The organism is Tardiphaga sp. P4_G1 (assembly GCF_056401215.1).
The window spans coordinates 729915-746617 of the sequence record NZ_JBFUJU010000001.1 but is presented as its reverse complement, the minus strand read 5'-3'; the positions used below and the strand labels follow the sequence as shown (position 1 = coordinate 746617).

Annotated in this window: 20 protein-coding genes and 2 tRNA genes; 13 read left to right on the top strand and 9 right to left on the bottom strand. The window is 61.7% G+C overall.

What is annotated here, in order from left to right:
• The first annotated feature begins 16 nt into the window (after positions 1 to 16).
• Complete coding sequence (locus tag AC1DUY_RS03685; protein WP_184516146.1) at positions 17 to 433, top strand: GFA family protein; 417 nt, start codon at positions 17 to 19, stop codon at positions 431 to 433.
• Between the two features lie 13 nt (positions 434 to 446).
• Here AC1DUY_RS03685 and AC1DUY_RS03680 read toward each other — a convergent pair.
• The 8 genes from AC1DUY_RS03680 to AC1DUY_RS03645 all read right to left on the bottom strand — a co-directional run bounded on the left by AC1DUY_RS03680 (position 447) and on the right by AC1DUY_RS03645 (position 7102).
• Positions 447 to 523 (bottom strand) — tRNA-Val (locus tag AC1DUY_RS03680).
• 98 nt (positions 524 to 621) lie between these two features.
• On the bottom strand, positions 622 to 807 hold the full coding sequence (locus AC1DUY_RS03675; RefSeq protein WP_478112290.1) for a hypothetical protein: 186 nt from the start codon (positions 805 to 807) through the stop codon (positions 622 to 624).
• A complete protein-coding gene (locus tag AC1DUY_RS03670; RefSeq protein ID WP_158596803.1) occupies positions 807 to 1421 on the bottom strand; it encodes an acyl-homoserine-lactone synthase in 615 nt (204 codons plus the stop codon). The genes AC1DUY_RS03675 and AC1DUY_RS03670 overlap by 1 nt, the downstream gene beginning before the upstream one ends.
• 82 nt (positions 1422 to 1503) lie before the next feature.
• Positions 1504 to 2238, bottom strand: coding sequence for a helix-turn-helix transcriptional regulator (locus AC1DUY_RS03665; protein ID WP_089264570.1), 735 nt, complete (start codon positions 2236 to 2238; stop codon positions 1504 to 1506).
• 187 nt (positions 2239 to 2425) lie between these two features.
• Positions 2426 to 4132 (bottom strand): DUF4166 domain-containing protein, encoded by a 1707-nt coding sequence (locus AC1DUY_RS03660; protein WP_478112287.1) that lies wholly within the window; start codon positions 4130 to 4132, stop codon positions 2426 to 2428.
• On the bottom strand, positions 4119 to 5372 hold the full coding sequence (locus AC1DUY_RS03655; RefSeq protein WP_478112285.1) for an FAD-dependent oxidoreductase: 1254 nt from the start codon (positions 5370 to 5372) through the stop codon (positions 4119 to 4121). The genes AC1DUY_RS03660 and AC1DUY_RS03655 overlap by 14 nt, the downstream gene beginning before the upstream one ends.
• Positions 5373 to 5425: 53 nt before the next feature.
• Positions 5426 to 6685 carry a peptidase T gene (pepT, locus tag AC1DUY_RS03650; protein ID WP_478112283.1) on the bottom strand — a complete coding sequence of 420 codons (1260 nt, stop codon included), beginning with the start codon at positions 6683 to 6685 and terminating at the stop codon, positions 5426 to 5428.
• A gap of 96 nt (positions 6686 to 6781) precedes the next feature.
• Positions 6782 to 7102: an HU family DNA-binding protein gene (locus AC1DUY_RS03645; RefSeq protein ID WP_068730898.1), complete on the bottom strand. Its 321-nt coding sequence runs from the start codon at positions 7100 to 7102 to the stop codon at positions 6782 to 6784.
• Positions 7103 to 7357: 255 nt separating this feature from the next.
• On the opposite strand from AC1DUY_RS03645, the gene AC1DUY_RS03640 reads away from it, so the two are divergent.
• Positions 7358 to 7434, top strand: a tRNA-Asp gene (locus tag AC1DUY_RS03640).
• A gap of 109 nt (positions 7435 to 7543) precedes the next feature.
• On the opposite strand, the gene AC1DUY_RS03635 is transcribed toward AC1DUY_RS03640, so the two are convergent.
• Complete coding sequence (locus AC1DUY_RS03635; protein WP_231080817.1) at positions 7544 to 7819, bottom strand: DUF3072 domain-containing protein; 276 nt, start codon at positions 7817 to 7819, stop codon at positions 7544 to 7546.
• Between the two features lie 74 nt (positions 7820 to 7893).
• Here AC1DUY_RS03635 and AC1DUY_RS03630 point away from each other — a divergent pair, with 74 nt between their 5' ends.
• The 11 genes from AC1DUY_RS03630 to nuoG all read left to right on the top strand — a co-directional run bounded on the left by AC1DUY_RS03630 (position 7894) and on the right by nuoG (position 16700).
• Entirely contained in the window at positions 7894 to 8085 is a 192-nt protein-coding gene (locus AC1DUY_RS03630; RefSeq protein ID WP_478112280.1) for a hypothetical protein, read from the top strand.
• Positions 8073 to 8282, top strand: coding sequence for a hypothetical protein (locus AC1DUY_RS03625; protein WP_478112278.1), 210 nt, complete (start codon positions 8073 to 8075; stop codon positions 8280 to 8282). Before AC1DUY_RS03630 ends, AC1DUY_RS03625 begins: the two co-directional genes overlap by 13 nt.
• A gap of 231 nt (positions 8283 to 8513) precedes the next feature.
• Complete coding sequence (locus AC1DUY_RS03620) at positions 8514 to 8879, top strand: NADH-quinone oxidoreductase subunit A (RefSeq protein ID WP_068730894.1); 366 nt, start codon at positions 8514 to 8516, stop codon at positions 8877 to 8879.
• Complete coding sequence (locus AC1DUY_RS03615; protein ID WP_089264564.1) at positions 8870 to 9457, top strand: NuoB/complex I 20 kDa subunit family protein; 588 nt, start codon at positions 8870 to 8872, stop codon at positions 9455 to 9457. Before AC1DUY_RS03620 ends, AC1DUY_RS03615 begins: the two co-directional genes overlap by 10 nt.
• A gap of 26 nt (positions 9458 to 9483) precedes the next feature.
• Positions 9484 to 10098 (top strand): NADH-quinone oxidoreductase subunit C, encoded by a 615-nt coding sequence (locus AC1DUY_RS03610; RefSeq protein WP_089264563.1) that lies wholly within the window; start codon positions 9484 to 9486, stop codon positions 10096 to 10098.
• Positions 10095 to 11288, top strand: coding sequence for an NADH-quinone oxidoreductase subunit D (locus tag AC1DUY_RS03605; protein WP_231080816.1), 1194 nt, complete (start codon positions 10095 to 10097; stop codon positions 11286 to 11288). Before AC1DUY_RS03610 ends, AC1DUY_RS03605 begins: the two co-directional genes overlap by 4 nt.
• Positions 11285 to 12253, top strand: coding sequence for an FkbM family methyltransferase (locus AC1DUY_RS03600; RefSeq protein WP_478112274.1), 969 nt, complete (start codon positions 11285 to 11287; stop codon positions 12251 to 12253). The genes AC1DUY_RS03605 and AC1DUY_RS03600 overlap by 4 nt, the downstream gene beginning before the upstream one ends.
• A 10-nt stretch (positions 12254 to 12263) precedes the next feature.
• Positions 12264 to 13070 carry an NADH-quinone oxidoreductase subunit NuoE gene (gene nuoE / locus AC1DUY_RS03595; RefSeq protein WP_478112272.1) on the top strand — a complete coding sequence of 269 codons (807 nt, stop codon included), beginning with the start codon at positions 12264 to 12266 and terminating at the stop codon, positions 13068 to 13070.
• A complete protein-coding gene (locus AC1DUY_RS03590; RefSeq protein ID WP_089264560.1) occupies positions 13067 to 13282 on the top strand; it encodes a hypothetical protein in 216 nt (71 codons plus the stop codon). Before nuoE ends, AC1DUY_RS03590 begins: the two co-directional genes overlap by 4 nt.
• Positions 13283 to 13293: 11 nt before the next feature.
• Entirely contained in the window at positions 13294 to 14619 is a 1326-nt protein-coding gene (gene nuoF / locus AC1DUY_RS03585) for an NADH-quinone oxidoreductase subunit NuoF (RefSeq protein WP_068730888.1), read from the top strand.
• 11 nt (positions 14620 to 14630) lie between these two features.
• Positions 14631 to 16700: an NADH-quinone oxidoreductase subunit NuoG gene (gene nuoG / locus AC1DUY_RS03580; protein WP_478112430.1), complete on the top strand. Its 2070-nt coding sequence runs from the start codon at positions 14631 to 14633 to the stop codon at positions 16698 to 16700.
• Positions 16701 to 16703 lie beyond the last annotated feature (3 nt).

Here is a 16703-nt window from a genome sequence, read left to right as displayed (position 1 = left end):
TTCGGGAGACGGGACGATGCAGATCGACGGCCAATGCCACTGCGGCTTCATCAGCTATCGCGCGACGATCGATCCGCAGCGGGTGTCGATCTGTCACTGCACGGATTGCCAGATGCTGACGGGTTCGCCCTATCGCGTCACGGTACTGACGCCGGCCGACACGATCGAGATGACGGGCGGTGCGCCGAAGATCTATGTCAAGCGCGGCGACAACGGTCTCAACCGGCTGCAGCACTTTTGCGGGGACTGCGGCTCGCCGATATTCGCCAGTGGCGAGGAGGCTGAGGATAACGAGTGGGGTATTCGCTGGGGCAGTATCCGCCAGCGCGCCGAGCTGCCGCCACGACGCCAGATCTGGTGCCGGTCAGCCGCGCCCTGGATTCATGATCTTGGGGAACTGCCGGCGCGGCCGAAGGGATCGAACGATCCATAGAGGCCAAGGGAGGTGGTAGGCGGCGAGAGATTCGAACTCCCGACCCTCTCGGTGTAAACGAGATGCTCTAACCAGCTGAGCTAGCCGCCCTCGGGCAATCACCCTCACGGCCTCTCTTTAACGCCAGCACTCCGTCGCGGCAAGGCGTTCCCGCGCGGATATTCCGATCTCGCCCTCAGGTGTTTCGCCTAGCGCGCCGCCAGCACCTTGGCGARTTGAACGCCTTCGTTCAACAGCGCCATGCGCAGCAGATCATAGGTCGTCTCGGACCCGCATGCGTTCGCCAGCCGCAAAGCTTGCAGCATCGTGACGATCAGCTCGTCGCTGTCCTTGCCGCCCTGAATGACCTGGAACTGATTGGGGGACATCGGCATCAGGCGATCCGCCGGGATGTCTGAGGCAGTGCAAAGACGCTGTCTTTGATGGCGACACTCTTGCTGACGCGGGCGAGACACTTTTCGCTGACATGAAACAGCACGGCGATGGTGGCCTCGCCATCGATCATGGCTGGCAATCCCAGCGGCTCGATCTCCAGTCCGAAGCCCTGAAGAATCGGGATGCGCAAGGGATTGATGACCGAGGTGAAACCGGACAGGCCTTCCATCAGGCCATATTCCTGAATCGCGAGCAGCAGTTCGAAATAGTGATGGCTGCGGCGTTCGGATTTGCGCATGGCAAAGCGTGTCAGCTCGAACACATCGCGGCGCTGGATCAGCGCGCCATCGACAAGCTGCGCAAAATTCTCGCTGAGCATGTGAGGCAAGACGGTTGGATAGAGCCGGAAGCCGCCTGCGACAGTGCCTGCGTCGTCGGCCGCGACCAGATAGACGGCGGCATCATCGTCATACTGGTCTTTCTCGTGCTCGCCATCGACATCGAAGGCGGTCCAGCCGCGCTCTCCGACAAAGACCTCGTGCCGTAACCGAAATTGCTTGTCCAGGAGATCGCCGAACTGCCCAGCATTACCGCTGTGAATGACCTCGATCATAAAAAGCTCTCCACGCTCGTCTGCGTGGAGGGTTCTCATGATGAGTTTGGTCGCGATATTCCGTGGGCAGGGGATTGACAATTCAGAAAGCGATCAGTCCTTGTGTGATCGCTTCGGCCACGGCCTGCGCGCGCGTATGCGCATTCAACTTGTGCATGGCAGCGGTGACGGTCTTGTTCACCGTATCCTCGGAGATACCGAGAATGACGCTCGTATCCCAGGCGGTCTTTCCGGCAGCGACCCAGCTGACGACCTCGCGTTCCCGCAAGGTGAGGGCGATCAACTTCGCACGCTGATGAGAGCGAAGCGTTGCAAAGCGGTTGAACGCATACATGGTGACGAGCTCGATGGCGCCGTGCGCGTCCTCGGTATTTTCGACTTCGTAGCCTGCCAGCGAGAGGCCGGCCTGATAGCCGTTCATGCCGTGCACCGGTGCGCAGAGGCCGAACTTCAATCCGTAATCGACAGACGCGATCTCCATGATGGTCCGTGATATCGGGCTGACCTCATCGAGCCGGATGTCGGACCAGGTGAACAGCTCGGGTTGCCGGCGGATCCGCGGCGCAACGGGATCCGAGGCATAGAAATTGGACGCGCTATATTGTTCGGCCCATGGCTTGGGCCATACTTTCAGCAACACGCGATCTTCGAACGGTTGGTTGACGCCGGTCGAGGCCAGAAAGCAGATGTGGTTGTAGCCGAACGACTTGGCCGTAGCGGCCACGACATCGCCAACCGCAGACATGGAGGCGGCATTGGCAATGCTTTCGATGGCCGACAACGCGGTCTGAAAATGCTTGCCTTTGAATGACCCCATGGCGCGCCTGCATATCAGCTGAAATGGAGCTATGTTTTTGGGAAATTATTCTTGTTATAATTTATAATATGTACTGGGGAGGATATCGTCGCCGTCACGGCGCGCAATTCGCCATTCGATTGACAGTACAACTATACACCGTTCCGTCACGAATGATGCGGCTTGGGCGGCCTCATGATAGTTATGTTTAGTGGTTCCCAGTTACCGGAAAGGCTGCCTGGCTTAGCGCGGCGGGGGTCAAATACCCTTTGTATCTGACGATCGAGCCAACCAATGGCATCGCGATATCCACATCGAAATGGAAACGGCCGTTGTTGTCCACGCTTTCGCGGGCGCTGGAGCGGGGTTGCAGGATGGACGGCAAGGGAAGTCCGAGAAGCCGTGCACCGACGATGTGCAGCGTCAGATTCGAATCCGTCGCTTTCCATTCCAGTCTGATGGCGACTGGCCCGAACACCTCGTCCAGACAATGCGTGAACGGATCGACGTTGCGCAAGTTCGAGCGCATCGTCACATCGGGATAGATCCGGGTCCAGGTTTCCGACCCGTCGTTCTCGCTGCGCATTTCTACGCGCAGCGGCATGTTCGTGCCGCCGCGCGGAAAGCGAAATACGCGTGAAAACATAGCAGTGATGATCCCATCAGGACTGGTCGCATCGGCACGGCCTTCGAGCACGAGAACGCCACTCACGTCGTGGCTATCGCGGATGGCGGCAGGCAAAGTGTCATAGTCGGCGCCGAGCAGTCGTTTCATTAGAGGCGGTGGCGCCGCCGTCTCGGATTGCTCTGCCGTGATGCCGTGATGGGCAAACTCAGCAGCAATGACGTCGTACGGAATGATGCCGGCACATGCCGCAGCGCCGCGCCACGATAGACTGTTATCAGCGAGCATCTTCAGCGCCGCGAGCGCCGGTAACGTCGGGATATAGGGGCCGACGCCTGCATTTGCCGATAGCGTCCAGACCCGACGTGCAAGATCGCCTTTGTCGTTGATGAGGAGTGCATCGATCCGCATGCCGCCGCGGTCGGAGCCGAAGGGCTTTAGAAGATCGGCGATAGCGCGCAGCGGTCGTGCCAATGGGGTGAGCGTCTTGATAAGGCCGAGACGGACGAACAGTCCGAGAGCGGCAACGCCGTAGTGCAATAGACCGAGTTCAAGACCGGCGCGAAAGATGGCATCTGCCTTGGGATGATAGCGCGAGACGAGGAGATCGAGATCAGGCGTTTCGCATAATGCGACAGGACGACTGCCAATGCCAGGCAACGTCACCTTTTTGCCAAGGCTCCAGCCGGCATATTCACTCCAGCGACCGCTGCGAAACACGCGGACCGGTTGGCCTACCGTGGAGAGGATGGCCTTGACCACGCTCAGCCCGCGTGGAGCCCGGTTGCCCGGCGCAATGCTGACGTCGATCGAGATGACCGCGCGCGCGTCGGCCAACAACCTGTCGAGGGCCGCATGCGACAGTGCGGGCGTCGAACTTGCGCCTGACAATACGGCAACCCCCGCCGAGCGGGCATCCTGGTCGAGGTTGCCGATATGGCCTACGAAATCGCGGGCATCAGCAAGGTCGACATAGTGAAGGCCGGCACCGATGGCCGCGCGAGGCAAGCGATCGTCGCTGGCCTGAAACGGGCCGGACGAGTCTGCGACGGCATAGACACCGGGATAGCGGCTACGGAGGGCATTCAAGAACGGCGTGTCGATGCGGCTGCGCTCGCAGGCCTCGATTGATATTTGCGTGCCGAGCTGCTGAGCGAGTTTTTCCAACCGCGCGGTGTTGCGCGCGACCGCGATCACGGCGATGCCGGACCGGATGAGACCTGCCGCAAGCCGCTCGCCGAAAGCGCCTGTGGCTCCGACCAGCAACACGCTGCGTTCAAATGGCTGCATTGGCAGCCTGGTCGAAGCCGACAGCGGAATCGCCGGCCAGATCACTGGGTAAGCGGTGCGTTAAAATACCGGTCTTGAGACCCGCAAGTGTGTGCAGCATGTGTCGGCGTAGATAAGGCGACTTCGCGGCGCGATCAAAGGTGAGGTCACGCACCAAAGCCAGCGTGCCGGAATCCGACTGAAAGAACGGTGTCATCACTCGGCTCGCCAGCTGATAGAAACGGACATGAGCGCGTCGAACCTGTGCGTAACGCGCGAGTGCCGATGGCACATCGGTGCAAGACGCAAGCGCATCGGCCAGCGCCAGTGCGTCGAGCAATCCGTTGTTGGCGCCCTGGCCGAGTTGCGGCGACGTGGCGTGCGCTGAATCGCCGATCAGGGCCAGCGCGCCCTTGAACGGCTTTCGTGCCGTGTAGTGCACATAAGTCGCCAGCGTGAGGTCATCTGGACTGGTTAAGCCGGCAACGACCGGCGCAAGCGCAGGCCACAATTTTACGATCTGTTCGCGCCATGGTTCGAAACCATCGCGCCATTGCGGATAATCTCCGGGTTTTAGGCTCCAGAACAATGCCGCCAGCGGCGGCCCGCCGGGCAACGCGCGGCCGACCGGCAGATAGCCGATCATGATCCGTGCAGCGACGTAACGCTGCGCCAGTTGGCCGTCGGCGATGCCGATATCGGGGACTGCAGCCCATACAGCGCCGTAGCTGAAATCCTGCGCGGCCGCTTGCGACACCAGCGGACGGAAACGCGACCGCGCCCCTGATGCGTCGATGACAAGATCGAAGCCTGGTCCGCTGCGGCCATCTTCGTCTTGTAGCGACGAGCGCCCGTCGGCGCGCGCCTCGATATCGACGATAAGCCTGCCGGTTTCCAGCGCCGCGCCCGATCGCGCGAAGGCAGCCCACAATTCACCGTGCAGCGCGGCACGGTGAATGCCGATTGCGTAGAATTCCGGCGCAAGGTCGGCATAGAGCAGATCGAAGATCGTGCCACCGCGTTCGGTGATGCCGTGTAGGCGCCCGATGCGCGCGCCTAGCGCCTCGATCGAACCGCGAAGTCCGAGCCGGTCCAGAGCCGCCAGACCGGTTGGCTGCAGCATCAGGCCCGAACCGAGCGGCCGCGACGTCTCGAAGCGCTCATGAACGACCACGCGATGACCGGCACGCGTCAGCAGCGTCGCGGCCGCAAGTCCCGCGACGCCCGCACCGATGATCGCGACGTCGAGCGGAGCGCGCATGGTTTAGCGCACGATCAGTGACGACGAACTGGCGGGACAGAGACGCGCCATCATCACGCTTTTTCTTCCCAGATCATCGCCAGATGCACGATGGTCTGCACGGCTTTTTCCATGTCCTGGACGCTGACCCATTCGGTACGGCCATGGAAGGCGTGTTCGCCGGCGAAGATATTGGGGCAGGGCAGGCCCATGAAGGACAGCCGCGATCCGTCGGTGCCGCCGCGGATGCTGCTGCGGACGGGTTTGAGCCCGGCGCGCTGGATCGCTTCCACGGCGTATTCGACCATCTGCGGATAGCGGTCGATCACCTGCTTCATGTTGCGGTATTGCTGCTTGATCTCGAGTGTCGCCGTCGAATGCGGATAGGCCGTCATCACGTCGTCGACGATGGATTGCAGCAGCGCTTCCTTCTCGGCAAGGCCGTCATCTGCGAAGTCGCGCACGATCAGACTGAGCGTCGCTTTTTCAAGCGCGCCAGAAATGCCGATCGGATGCAGGAAGCCTTGCTTGCCGTCGGTGGTCTCAGGCGAACAGGTGTCTTTCGGCAGTCGCTCGACGATTGCGGCGGCGATCTTGATGGCGTGCTCCATCTTGCCCTTGGCAAAGCCGGGATGCGCGCTGACGCCTTCGATGGTGATGACGGCACCGTCGGCCGAGAAAGTCTCGTCTTCGACATAGCCGGCGGTCTCGCCATCCATGGTGTAGGCGAAGTCGGCGCCCAGCTTTGTCAGGTCGACCTTGTCGACGCCGCGGCCGATCTCTTCATCGGGCGTGAAGAGGATCTTGATGGTGCCGTGCCTGATCTGTGGATTGGCAACCAGGAAACGTGCCGCATCCATGATCTCGGCAAGGCCGGCCTTGTTGTCGGCGCCCAGCAAAGTGGTGCCGTCGGTGGTGATGATGTCATGGCCGATCTGGTCCTTCAGCGCCGGATTGTCGGCGACGCGGATGACCTGCGTTGTGTCGACCGGCAGCACGATATCGCCGCCCCGATAGTTCTTGACGATCTGCGGTTTGACGTTCTTGCCGCTGCAGTCGGGCGAGGTGTCCATATGCGAGCAGAAACATATCACCGGCACTTTCTTGTCCGATGTCGCGGGGATCGTCGCATAGACATAGCCATGCTCGTCGAGATGCGCGTCCCTGAGCCCCAGGTCCCGCAGCTCCTGCGCGAGTACGCGGCCGAGATCCTTCTGCTTTTCGGTCGATGGGCAGGTGGGGGAGGCGGGGTCGGACTGGGTGTCGATCACCACATAGCGCAGGAAGCACGCAGTCACGTCATGGGCGAAATCGAAGGGGAGAGTTGCTGTCAAAGGCCACCATCTGATTGCAGAAGTCCTCACAGCTTAGAAGTTTCATTCCGGGCCGTCACGAGGACGCGGCCCGGAATGAGAAGTTCAAGCGGTCGATCAGACGGCTTCCTTGAGTTCCTTGGCCGGCCGGAACGCGACCTTCTTGCTGGCCGCGATCTCGATCTGCTCGCCGGTCGCCGGGTTGCGACCCATGCGGGCGGCGCGCTTGCGGACCTGAAGGATGCCAAGGCCGACGATACGGATACGCTCGCCATTCTTGAGGTGGTTGGTGATGCGCTCCACCATGTCACCGAGGATTTCTTCGGCCTTCTTCTTCGACAGCTCGTGATCTTCAGCCAGGGCCGCGGCGAGATGCTTCAGCGTGATGGTGGGAGGAGTGGCCGCTTTCGCGGCGGTGGTGGTTGCAGCTTTTGCCATGAATCTGGCCCTTCTCGTTGGTGGTCTGTCTTAAACCTGTGACGCAGCAGGGCTTAAACGATTCGGAGCGATGCCGCCCCGCTGTTTTGCCTGCAAACAGGGGCTTATTTGCATTTCCGGCCTTAAAACGGCCTTCTCGCACAGCCTGCAACGACGCCTTCCTGTGATGTCCCCGGGAATGGTTCTGCAACGTCCTTGACTTCAAAAGGACGTCCCTTTATGTCCAGCCCCACTGCGGGATTGCAGACGATCCACGCGGGAGTAGCTCAGTTGGTTAGAGCGCTGCCCTGTCACGGCAGAGGTCGCGGGTTCGAGTCCCGTCTCTCGCGCCATTCCATCGGGAATGGCGGGATTCAGGTCCATCCGCGGTCGTCCCCACAAGTTTCCTCAAGAGAACTATAGAGTTGCAGACGTCTCGCGCGGCATTTGACTTGCCAGCGCTCAGAACGAATCTGCGAGCGCGATTTCCTGCTTCAGCGCCTCGATTCGCCGCGCGGCTTCAGCGCGCGTCAGGTCCTTTTCGAATTGTTTGGGCTGATAGGCCTCGATCGCCAGCGATTTCAGCGTCAGCGCCTGGCCGCGGGTCATCGGGCCGGAGAGGCGATCCGGCAGGCTCTCATACGACGATACCGATGCGGCAATCGCGGGGACGACGATCTCACCGCGGGTGTTCAAAGCCGGGGTCTTCAAAGCCAGGGCCTTCAAAGCAAGGGTCATGGGAACCTCCAAAAATCCGATCTGGGTCGAAACAATGGCTTGTCAATTTGTTCTCTTTTTGTTCTATATCGCAAATGACCAAGCTCGCCAACCTGAATTTCAGAATCGCCCGGCTGCGCTACCAGATGAAAGGGGTGCAGTCGGATATCCGGCTGCTGACCAATGCCGGGCTGGACTGTGCCAATGCCTCCATGCGCGTGCGGCGGATGCAGGCCGACCTGCTGGTGCTCATTGCGGAGCGTGAGGCGCTGGCATGTCTGGCGTGAGCGAGCCGCCGCAACTCAGGATCATCACATTGCGGGCGCAGATCGCCGAGCTCGGCGCGGCGATCCGCCTGTTGCGACAGGCGGGCATGGACAACGCCGCCGCTGAGCTGCTGCTGGTGCGGAAACGCGCCGAACTGGACGGCATGTTGTTGCCGGGGAGGAGCGCAAGGTCCGACCCGCCGACGGGCGAGGTTTGACGGTCCCGGCGGTTGAGAAGTCATGCCGGATTTTTGAGAATCTGCGGGAGGTTTGTCGCAGCCGGCGATGCATCGGCAAGGTTGCGTTTCAATCGTCGCGCCGCGCATGGCAGAGCATGAAACTGTCAACATCCCTTGTCTTGCATGGCTTGTTGCGCTGCGCTAAGCCTCAGAACCATTCCAATGTTCGAATCTGTGGCAAAGTCAGGGCCGCAGGAGTAAGGCTCGCCGATGAACGGCATCTTGCATAATTATCTCCCACTTGTGGTCTTTATCGGCATCGCATCCGTCATCGGTCTGGCCTTGCTGATCGCGCCATTTCTCGTCGCCTACCAGCAGCCAGATCCGGAAAAGCTGTCCGCCTATGAATGCGGATTCAACGCTTTTGACGATGCGCGCATGAAGTTCGATGTGCGGTTCTATCTGGTGGCGATTCTCTTCATCATCTTCGATCTGGAAGTCGCCTTTCTGTTTCCGTGGGCAGTGGCCTTCGGCAAGCTTGGCGCAACCGGCTTCTGGTCGATGATCGTGTTTCTCGGCGTGCTCACCATCGGTTTCGCCTACGAATGGAAGAAAGGCGCGCTCGAATGGGATTGAGCCCAGTCATAGCCTCGGCTCCCGCCATCGCGCAGGCGCCGAAAGGCATCATCGATCCGTCCACCGGCAAGCCGGTCGGCGCGAACGATCCGTATTTTCTCGAGGTCAATGCCGAGCTGTCCGACAAGGGCTTCTTCGTTGCTGCGACCGACGACCTGATCACTTGGGCGCGCACCGGCTCGCTGATGTGGATGACCTTCGGTCTCGCCTGCTGTGCGGTCGAGATGATGCAGGTGTCGATGCCGCGTTACGACGTCGAGCGCTTCGGCTTCGCGCCGCGCGCGTCGCCGCGTCAGTCCGACGTGATGATCGTCGCCGGCACGCTGACCAACAAGATGGCCCCGGCGCTGCGCAAGGTCTATGACCAGATGCCGGAGCCGCGTTACGTCATCTCGATGGGCTCCTGCGCCAATGGCGGCGGCTACTATCACTACTCGTATTCGGTGGTTCGGGGCTGCGACCGTATCGTGCCGATCGACATTTATGTCCCGGGCTGCCCGCCCACCGCAGAAGCGCTTCTCTACGGCGTGCTGCTGCTGCAGAAGAAGATCCGCCGCACCGGCACGATTGAACGCTAAGACTCGCGAACGCTTAAGGCTTTGTCATGGACGATGTGAGGCTCGACACACTGGGTCAGACGATTGTCGGCGCCCTGCCGGGTGCCGCACTCGCGCATGAGGTGGCGTTCGGCCAGCTGACGATTGCGGTGGAAACATCGAAGATCGTCGAGGTCGCGCAGTTCCTGCGTGACGATCCGCGCTGCCGCTTCGTCAATTTCACCGATGCGACGGCGGTCGACTATCCCGGTCGCGAAAAGCGCTTCGACGTTGTCTATCACCTGATGTCGCCGACGCTGAACACCCGCATCCGTCTGAAAGGCCTGGCATCCGAGACGACGCAGGTGCCGTCGATCATTTCGGTGTTTCCCGGCGCTGACTGGTTCGAGCGCGAAGCCTATGACCTCTATGGCGTGATCTTTGTCGGCCATCCCGACATGCGCCGTCTGCTGACCGATTACGGGTTCGACGGCCATCCGCTGCGCAAGGACTTCCCGCTCACAGGCTTCGTCGAGGTTCGTTACGACGACCAGGAGAAGCGGGTGGTTTACGAGCCGGTTCGGCTCAACCAGGAATTCCGCAAATTCGATTTCCTCTCGCCCTGGGAAGGCGCGGATTATCCCGTGTTGCCCGGTGACGAGAAGGCAGAGGTCAAGCCATGACCGAACAACCCAACGTTCGCAATTTCACGATCAATTTCGGACCGCAGCATCCGGCCGCGCACGGCGTGCTCCGCCTGGTGCTGGAGCTCGACGGTGAAGTCGTCGAGCGCGTCGATCCGCATATCGGCCTGCTTCATCGCGGCACCGAGAAGCTGATCGAACAGAAGACCTATCTGCAGGCGATCCCGTATTTCGACCGGCTCGATTACGTCGCGCCGATGAACCAGGAACACGCGTTCTGTCTGGCCGCCGAAAAGCTGCTCGGCATCACCGTTCCGCGCCGCGGCCAGTTGATCCGCGTGCTGTATTCCGAAATCGGCCGCATCCTGTCGCATCTTCTCAACATCACCACGCAGGCGATGGACGTCGGCGCGCTGACCCCGCCGCTGTGGGGCTTCGAAGAGCGCGAAAAACTGATGGTGTTCTATGAGCGCGCCTCGGGCTCGCGCATGCATGCCGCGTTCTTCCGCATCGGCGGCGTACATCAGGACCTGCCGCCCAAGCTGATCAACGATATCGATGCCTGGTGCGATGCCTTCCCGCAGGTGCTCGACGATCTCGAAACGCTGCTCACCGGCAATCGCATCTTCAAGCAGCGCAACGTCGATATCGGCGTGGTGTCGCTGGAAGACGCCTGGAAGTGGGGCTTCTCCGGCGTGATGGTACGCGGCTCCGGCGCCGCCTGGGATCTGCGCAAGTCGCAGCCTTATGAGTGCTACGCCGAAATGGATTTCGACGTTCCGATCGGCAAGAACGGCGACTGCTACGATCGCTACTGTATTCGTGTCGAAGAGATGCGGCAGTCGACCAAGATCATGAAGCAGTGCATCGCCAAGATGCGCGCGCCGGACGGGCAGGGTGCTGTCGCCGTCGAAGACAACAAGATTTTCCCGCCGCGTCGCGGCGAGATGAAGCGCTCGATGGAATCGCTGATCCATCACTTCAAGCTCTACACCGAAGGTTTTCGCGTTCCGGAAGGCGAAGTCTACGCCGCCGTCGAAGCGCCGAAGGGCGAGTTCGGCGTCTATCTCGTCTCCGACGGCAGCAACAAGCCCTACAAGTGCAAGATCCGCGCGCCGGGCTTTGCGCATCTGCAGGCCATGGACTTCATGTGCCGCGGCCATCTGCTCGCCGACGTCTCGGCCATCCTCGGTTCGCTCGACATCGTGTTCGGAGAGGTCGATCGGTGACGCTGACGCCTCCCATACAGTTTGACCGGGCGTCCGGCGTTCTCCAGAGCGTGAATCTCTGGGAACGTGCGATGGCCTGTGCGCTGGTGGTTGGCTCGAAGATCTCGTCGTCGTTCTCGCATCGCGGCTACAACATGTGCGCCAATCTGATGCGCAGGACTGTGCTGCCGGCGCGCGATCTCGTGGTGAAGCTGAATGCGGATGCGCTGTTCGCGTTCCCGTTCGGCGATGGCTACTGGAGCAAGTTGCTCAACCGCACGTTCTCCTATGAAGACGAGCTTGAGGTGTTGTTCCGGAACTCGATCGATGTCGATTACACGCTGCTCGATTGTGGCGCGAATTACGGATACTGGTCGGTGCTGGTGTCGAGCGCGCCGTTCGGCTCGCACAAGGCGATCGCCATCGAGCCGTCGTTCGACAATTTCGCCAAGCTCGCCACTAACGCCAGGATCAATGGTGACCGGTTCGACGTCATCAAATGCGCGATCGGCTCGCAGCGTGGTACGGCGCATCTGTCGGGTACCAAGCACGAAGCTTTCAGCATCGCCGGCGATCCGAATGCCGGCGGCGAGGAAGTGCCGGTGATCTCGCTCGACAATCTGCTCGACGACGGCAAGGTGTCGATGTCGGGCAAATATCTGATCAAGCTCGACGTCGAAGGCGTCGAGATCGAGGCCATCAAGGGCGGCGCACGATTGCTGCAGGGCGACTCGGTCATCATGTGCGAAGAGCACGGCAATGACCCGCATCACACCGTCTCACGCTTTATTCTGGATCAAACGCCGCTCAAGCTGATCGTGCATGATCCCGCCACCAACCGTTTCGAAACCGTGACCGAGTTGTCGATCCTCGATCGCATCAAGGTGTCCACACATGTTGGCTACAACGTGTTTGGCACATCGAGTGCGTTCTGGCTCGACCGCATCAACAGCCTGAATGCGAGCGCGGCGCGCCGCACTCATTGAGAGACTAGACATGTCCGTCCGCCGTTTGGCTCCGAAAGAAGTTCAGCCCGCTTCGTTTGAATTCACGCCTGAGAATCTGGCGTGGGCGAAAGAGCAGATCACGCATTATCCGCCCGGCCGTCAGGCATCAGCCGTGATCGCGATCCTGTGGCGCGCACAGGAGCAGCAGGCTGGCTGGGTCTCGGAAGCCGCGATCCGCGTCGTCGCCGACATGCTGGAAATGCCCTATATCCGCGTGCTCGAAGTCGCGACCTTCTACACCCAGTTCCAGCTGCAGCCGGTCGGCAAGAAGGCGCACATTCAGGTCTGTGGCACGACCCCTTGCATGCTGCGCGGTGCCGGCGATCTGATCGACGTCTGTCAGCATCGCATCCATCACGACCCGTTCCATCTGTCCGCAGATGGCGACTTCTCGTGGGAAGAGGTCGAGTGTCTCGGCGCCTGCGTCAACGCCCCGATGGCGATGATCTGGAGCGACACTTACGAAGACCTCACCAAAGAAAGCATGAACAAGCTGATCGACGGTTTCGCTGCCGGCACGCCGCCGAAGCCGGGTTCGCAGATCGGCCGTCAGTTCGCTGCGCCCGAAGGCGGCGCGCGCGTGATGACGAGCGGTGGCGCCGCCAGTTACACCAAGGTTCTGGATATGCCGAAGGAACCCGCGCTCGCCGATGCCGAGCCGAAGAAGCAGACCGAGTCGGCCAATGTGCAGGAGCGCCCGGCGCCGAAGCCGCCGGCGGCCGACGCGACCAAGGCTAATCCGCCGAAGGGTGGTGCTCCCAAGGAGCCGAAGACTCCGAAGGAGCCGAAGAAATGACGCGCGTGCTGTCGATGAAATTTGCAACGCTGTCGGGGGACGCGGCAATGAACAAGTGGCTCTACATCGCACTGCATACGATGGTCGCAGCTGCGTTCATTTTCTCGCTGCAGCGCTTCTTTTTGAACGCCACGCTTGAATCCAGTCTGTTGTGGGCCGTTGTGTTCGGCGGTTGCGCCGCGATGCTCGCCTACAAGCAATCCAATCGCTGATCGAGGAAGCCATGCTCGACGACAACGACCGCATCTTCCGCAATCTCTACGGCCTCGACGACTGGGGTCTCGCCGGCGCACGCCGCCGCGGCGGCTGGGATGGCACCAAGGCCATCATCGACAAGGGCCGCGACTGGATCGTCAACGAGATGAAGGCGTCCGGCCTGCGTGGCCGCGGCGGTGCAGGTTTCCCGACCGGCATGAAGTGGTCTTTCATGCCGAAGGACAATGCCGACGGCCGCCCGAGCTATCTCGTCGTCAATGCCGACGAGTCCGAGCCCGGCACCTGCAAGGACCGCGAGATCATGCGGCACGATCCGCATACGCTGGTCGAAGGCTGCCTGATCGCCGGCTGCGCCATGGGCGCCCATGTCGGTTACATCTATGTCCGCGGCGAATTCATTCGGGAGCGCGAGCATCTGCAGGCGGCGATTGATCAGGCCTATGAGGCCAATCTGATCGGCAAGAACAACATTCACGGCTTCCCGTTCGACCTCTATGTCGCGCACGGTGCCGGCGCCTATATCTGCGGCGAAGAGACGGCACTGCTCGAAAGCCTCGAAGGCAAGAAGGGCCAGCCGCGCCTGAAGCCGCCATTCCCGGCCAATGTCGGTCTCTACGGCTGTCCGACCACGGTGAACAATGTCGAGTCGATCGCTGTTGCGCCGGACATCCTGCGCCGCGGCGCGGCGTGGTTCGCCAGCATCGGTCGTCCGAACAATGTCGGCACCAAGCTTTACGGCATCTCCGGCCACGTCAACACGCCCTGCGTCGTCGAAGACGCGATGAGCATTCCGTTCCGTGAGCTGATCGAGAAGCATGGCGGCGGCATTCGCGGCGGCTGGGACAATCTGCTGGCGATCATTCCGGGCGGCGCATCATGCCCGTTGATCCCGGCTGCAGATTGCGAAGAACTCATCATGGATTTCGACGGCACCCGCGCGGTGAAGTCGTCGTTCGGCACCGCCGGCGTCATCGTCATGGACAAGTCCACCGACGTGGTCGCGGCGATTGCCCGCATCAGCTACTTCTTCAAGCATGAGAGCTGCGGCCAGTGCACGCCGTGCCGCGAAGGCACCGGCTGGATGTGGCGCGTGCTGAGCCGCATGGTCGAAGGCCGCGCCCACAAGCGCGAGATCGACATGCTGCTCGAAGTCACCAAGCAGGTTGAAGGCCACACCATCTGCGCGCTCGGCGATGCCGCCGCGTGGCCGGTGCAGGGCCTGATCCGCGCCTTCCGCCCGGAGATCGAACGCCGCATCGAAGAGTTCAGCCGCAAGGCGACGCTCGACGATCAGGGCATCCTCGATCCCGCGCATCTGGTCGCGGCGGAGTAGGGCGCATGGCTATGACGAAACTGATCATCGACGGCAAAGAGATCGAGGTCCCCGCGGAATACACGCTGCTGCAGGCGTGTGAAGCCGCCGGCGCCGAAATCCCGCGCTTCTGCTACCACGAGCGCCTGTCGATCGCCGGCAACTGCCGCATGTGCCTGGTCGAGGTGAAGGGCGGACCGAAGCCGGTCGCGAGCTGCGCCTGGGGCGTGCGCGATTGTCGGCCTGGTCCCAAGGGAGAACCGCCGGAAATCTCGACGCGTTCGCCGATGGTCAAGAAGGCACGCGAAGGCGTGATGGAATTCCTGCTGATCAACCACCCGCTGGATTGCCCGATCTGCGATCAGGGCGGCGAGTGCGATCTGCAGGATCAGGCGATGGGCTATGGCGTCGACACGTCGCGCTTTGCCGAAAACAAGCGCGCCGTCGAGGACAAGTATCTCGGCGCGCTGGTCAAGACCTCGATGAACCGCTGCATCCAGTGCACGCGCTGCGTCCGCTTTGCTGCAGAAATCTGCGGCGTGCCGGAAATGGGCGCCACCGGTCGCGGCGAGGACATGGAAATCACCTCGTTCCTCGAAACGGCGCTGACCTCGGAGTTGCAGGGTAACCTGGTCGATATCTGCCCGGTCGGTGCGCTGACCTCGAAGCCTTATGCTTTCGCCGCGCGTCCTTGGGAGCTCGGCAAGACCCAGTCCATCGATGTCATGGATGCCGTCGGTTCGGCGATCCGCGTCGATACCCGTGGCCGCGAAGTGATGCGCATCCTGCCGCGCGTCAACGAGGCGGTGAACGAGGAATGGATCTCCGACAAGACCCGCCACATCGTTGACGGCCTGCGCACGCAGCGTCTCGATCGTCCCTATATCCGCGACAACGGCAAGCTGCGTGCGGCGACCTGGGCTGAAGCATTCAGCGCCATCGCTGCTAAGGTGGCTGGCAGCAAGAAGATCGGCGCCATCGCTGGCGATCTCGCCGCCGTCGAGGAAATGTTCGCGCTGAAGCAACTGCTCGCAAGCATGGGTTCGGCCAATCTGGCGACCCAGAGCGCGGGCGCTTTCGATGCGGCCACTGGCCGCGCGTCCTACATTTTCAACCCGACCATCGCCGGCATCGAGCAGGCCGACGCGCTGCTGATCGTGGGCGCCAATCCGCGCAAGGAAGCCGCCGTTCTTAACGCGCGCATCCGCAAGGCATGGCGCACCGGTGCATTGAAGGTCGGCGTGATCGGCGAGAAGGCGGATCTGACCTATCGCTACGATTATCTCGGTGCCGGCACGGACTCGCTGGCCGAACTCGCCGCCGGCAAGAACGCATTCGCCGATGTGCTGAAGAACGCCAAGCATCCGATCGTGCTGGTTGGCGCCGGCGTGGCCGCACGTGCCGATGGCGCTGCGGTGCTCGCGGCGGCTGCCAAGCTCGCCTCGGACTTCGGCGTGATCAAGGACGGCTGGAACGGTTTTGCGGTGCTGCAGACGGCAGCCTCGACCGTCGGCGCGCTCGATATCGGCTTCGCGCCGACCTCGGGCAGCCTGAGCCTCGCGCAGATGACGTCGGCCGGTTCGCTCGACGTGCTGTTCTCGCTCGGCGCCGACGACGTGAAAGTCGCCGACGGCACTTTCGTCGTCTACATCGGCACCCATGGTGACCGCGGTGCGCATCGCGCCGACGTGATCCTGCCGGGTGCGGCCTATACCGAAAAGTCCGGCATCTTCGTCAACACCGAAGGCCGCGTGCAGATGGCGGAACGCGCCGGTTTCCCGCCGGGCGATGCCCGCGAGGACTGGGCGGTGATCCGCGCATTGTCCGACGTGCTCGGCCACAAGCTGCCTTACGATTCGCTGGCTGCCTTGCGGCAGGCGATCTTCAAGGCTGCCCCGCACCTGATGCGCATCGATCAGATCGAGGCCGGCGATGCCGGTGCGATCAAGACCCTTGCGGGCAAGGGCGGCACCGTCGACAAGACACCGTTCAAGGCCTCCGTTGAGGACTTCTACCTGACCAACCCGATCGCGCGTGCGTCAGCCATCATGGCGGAATGCTCCCGCCTGGCCTCCGGCCAGATGCTGACGGCGGCGGAGTAAACC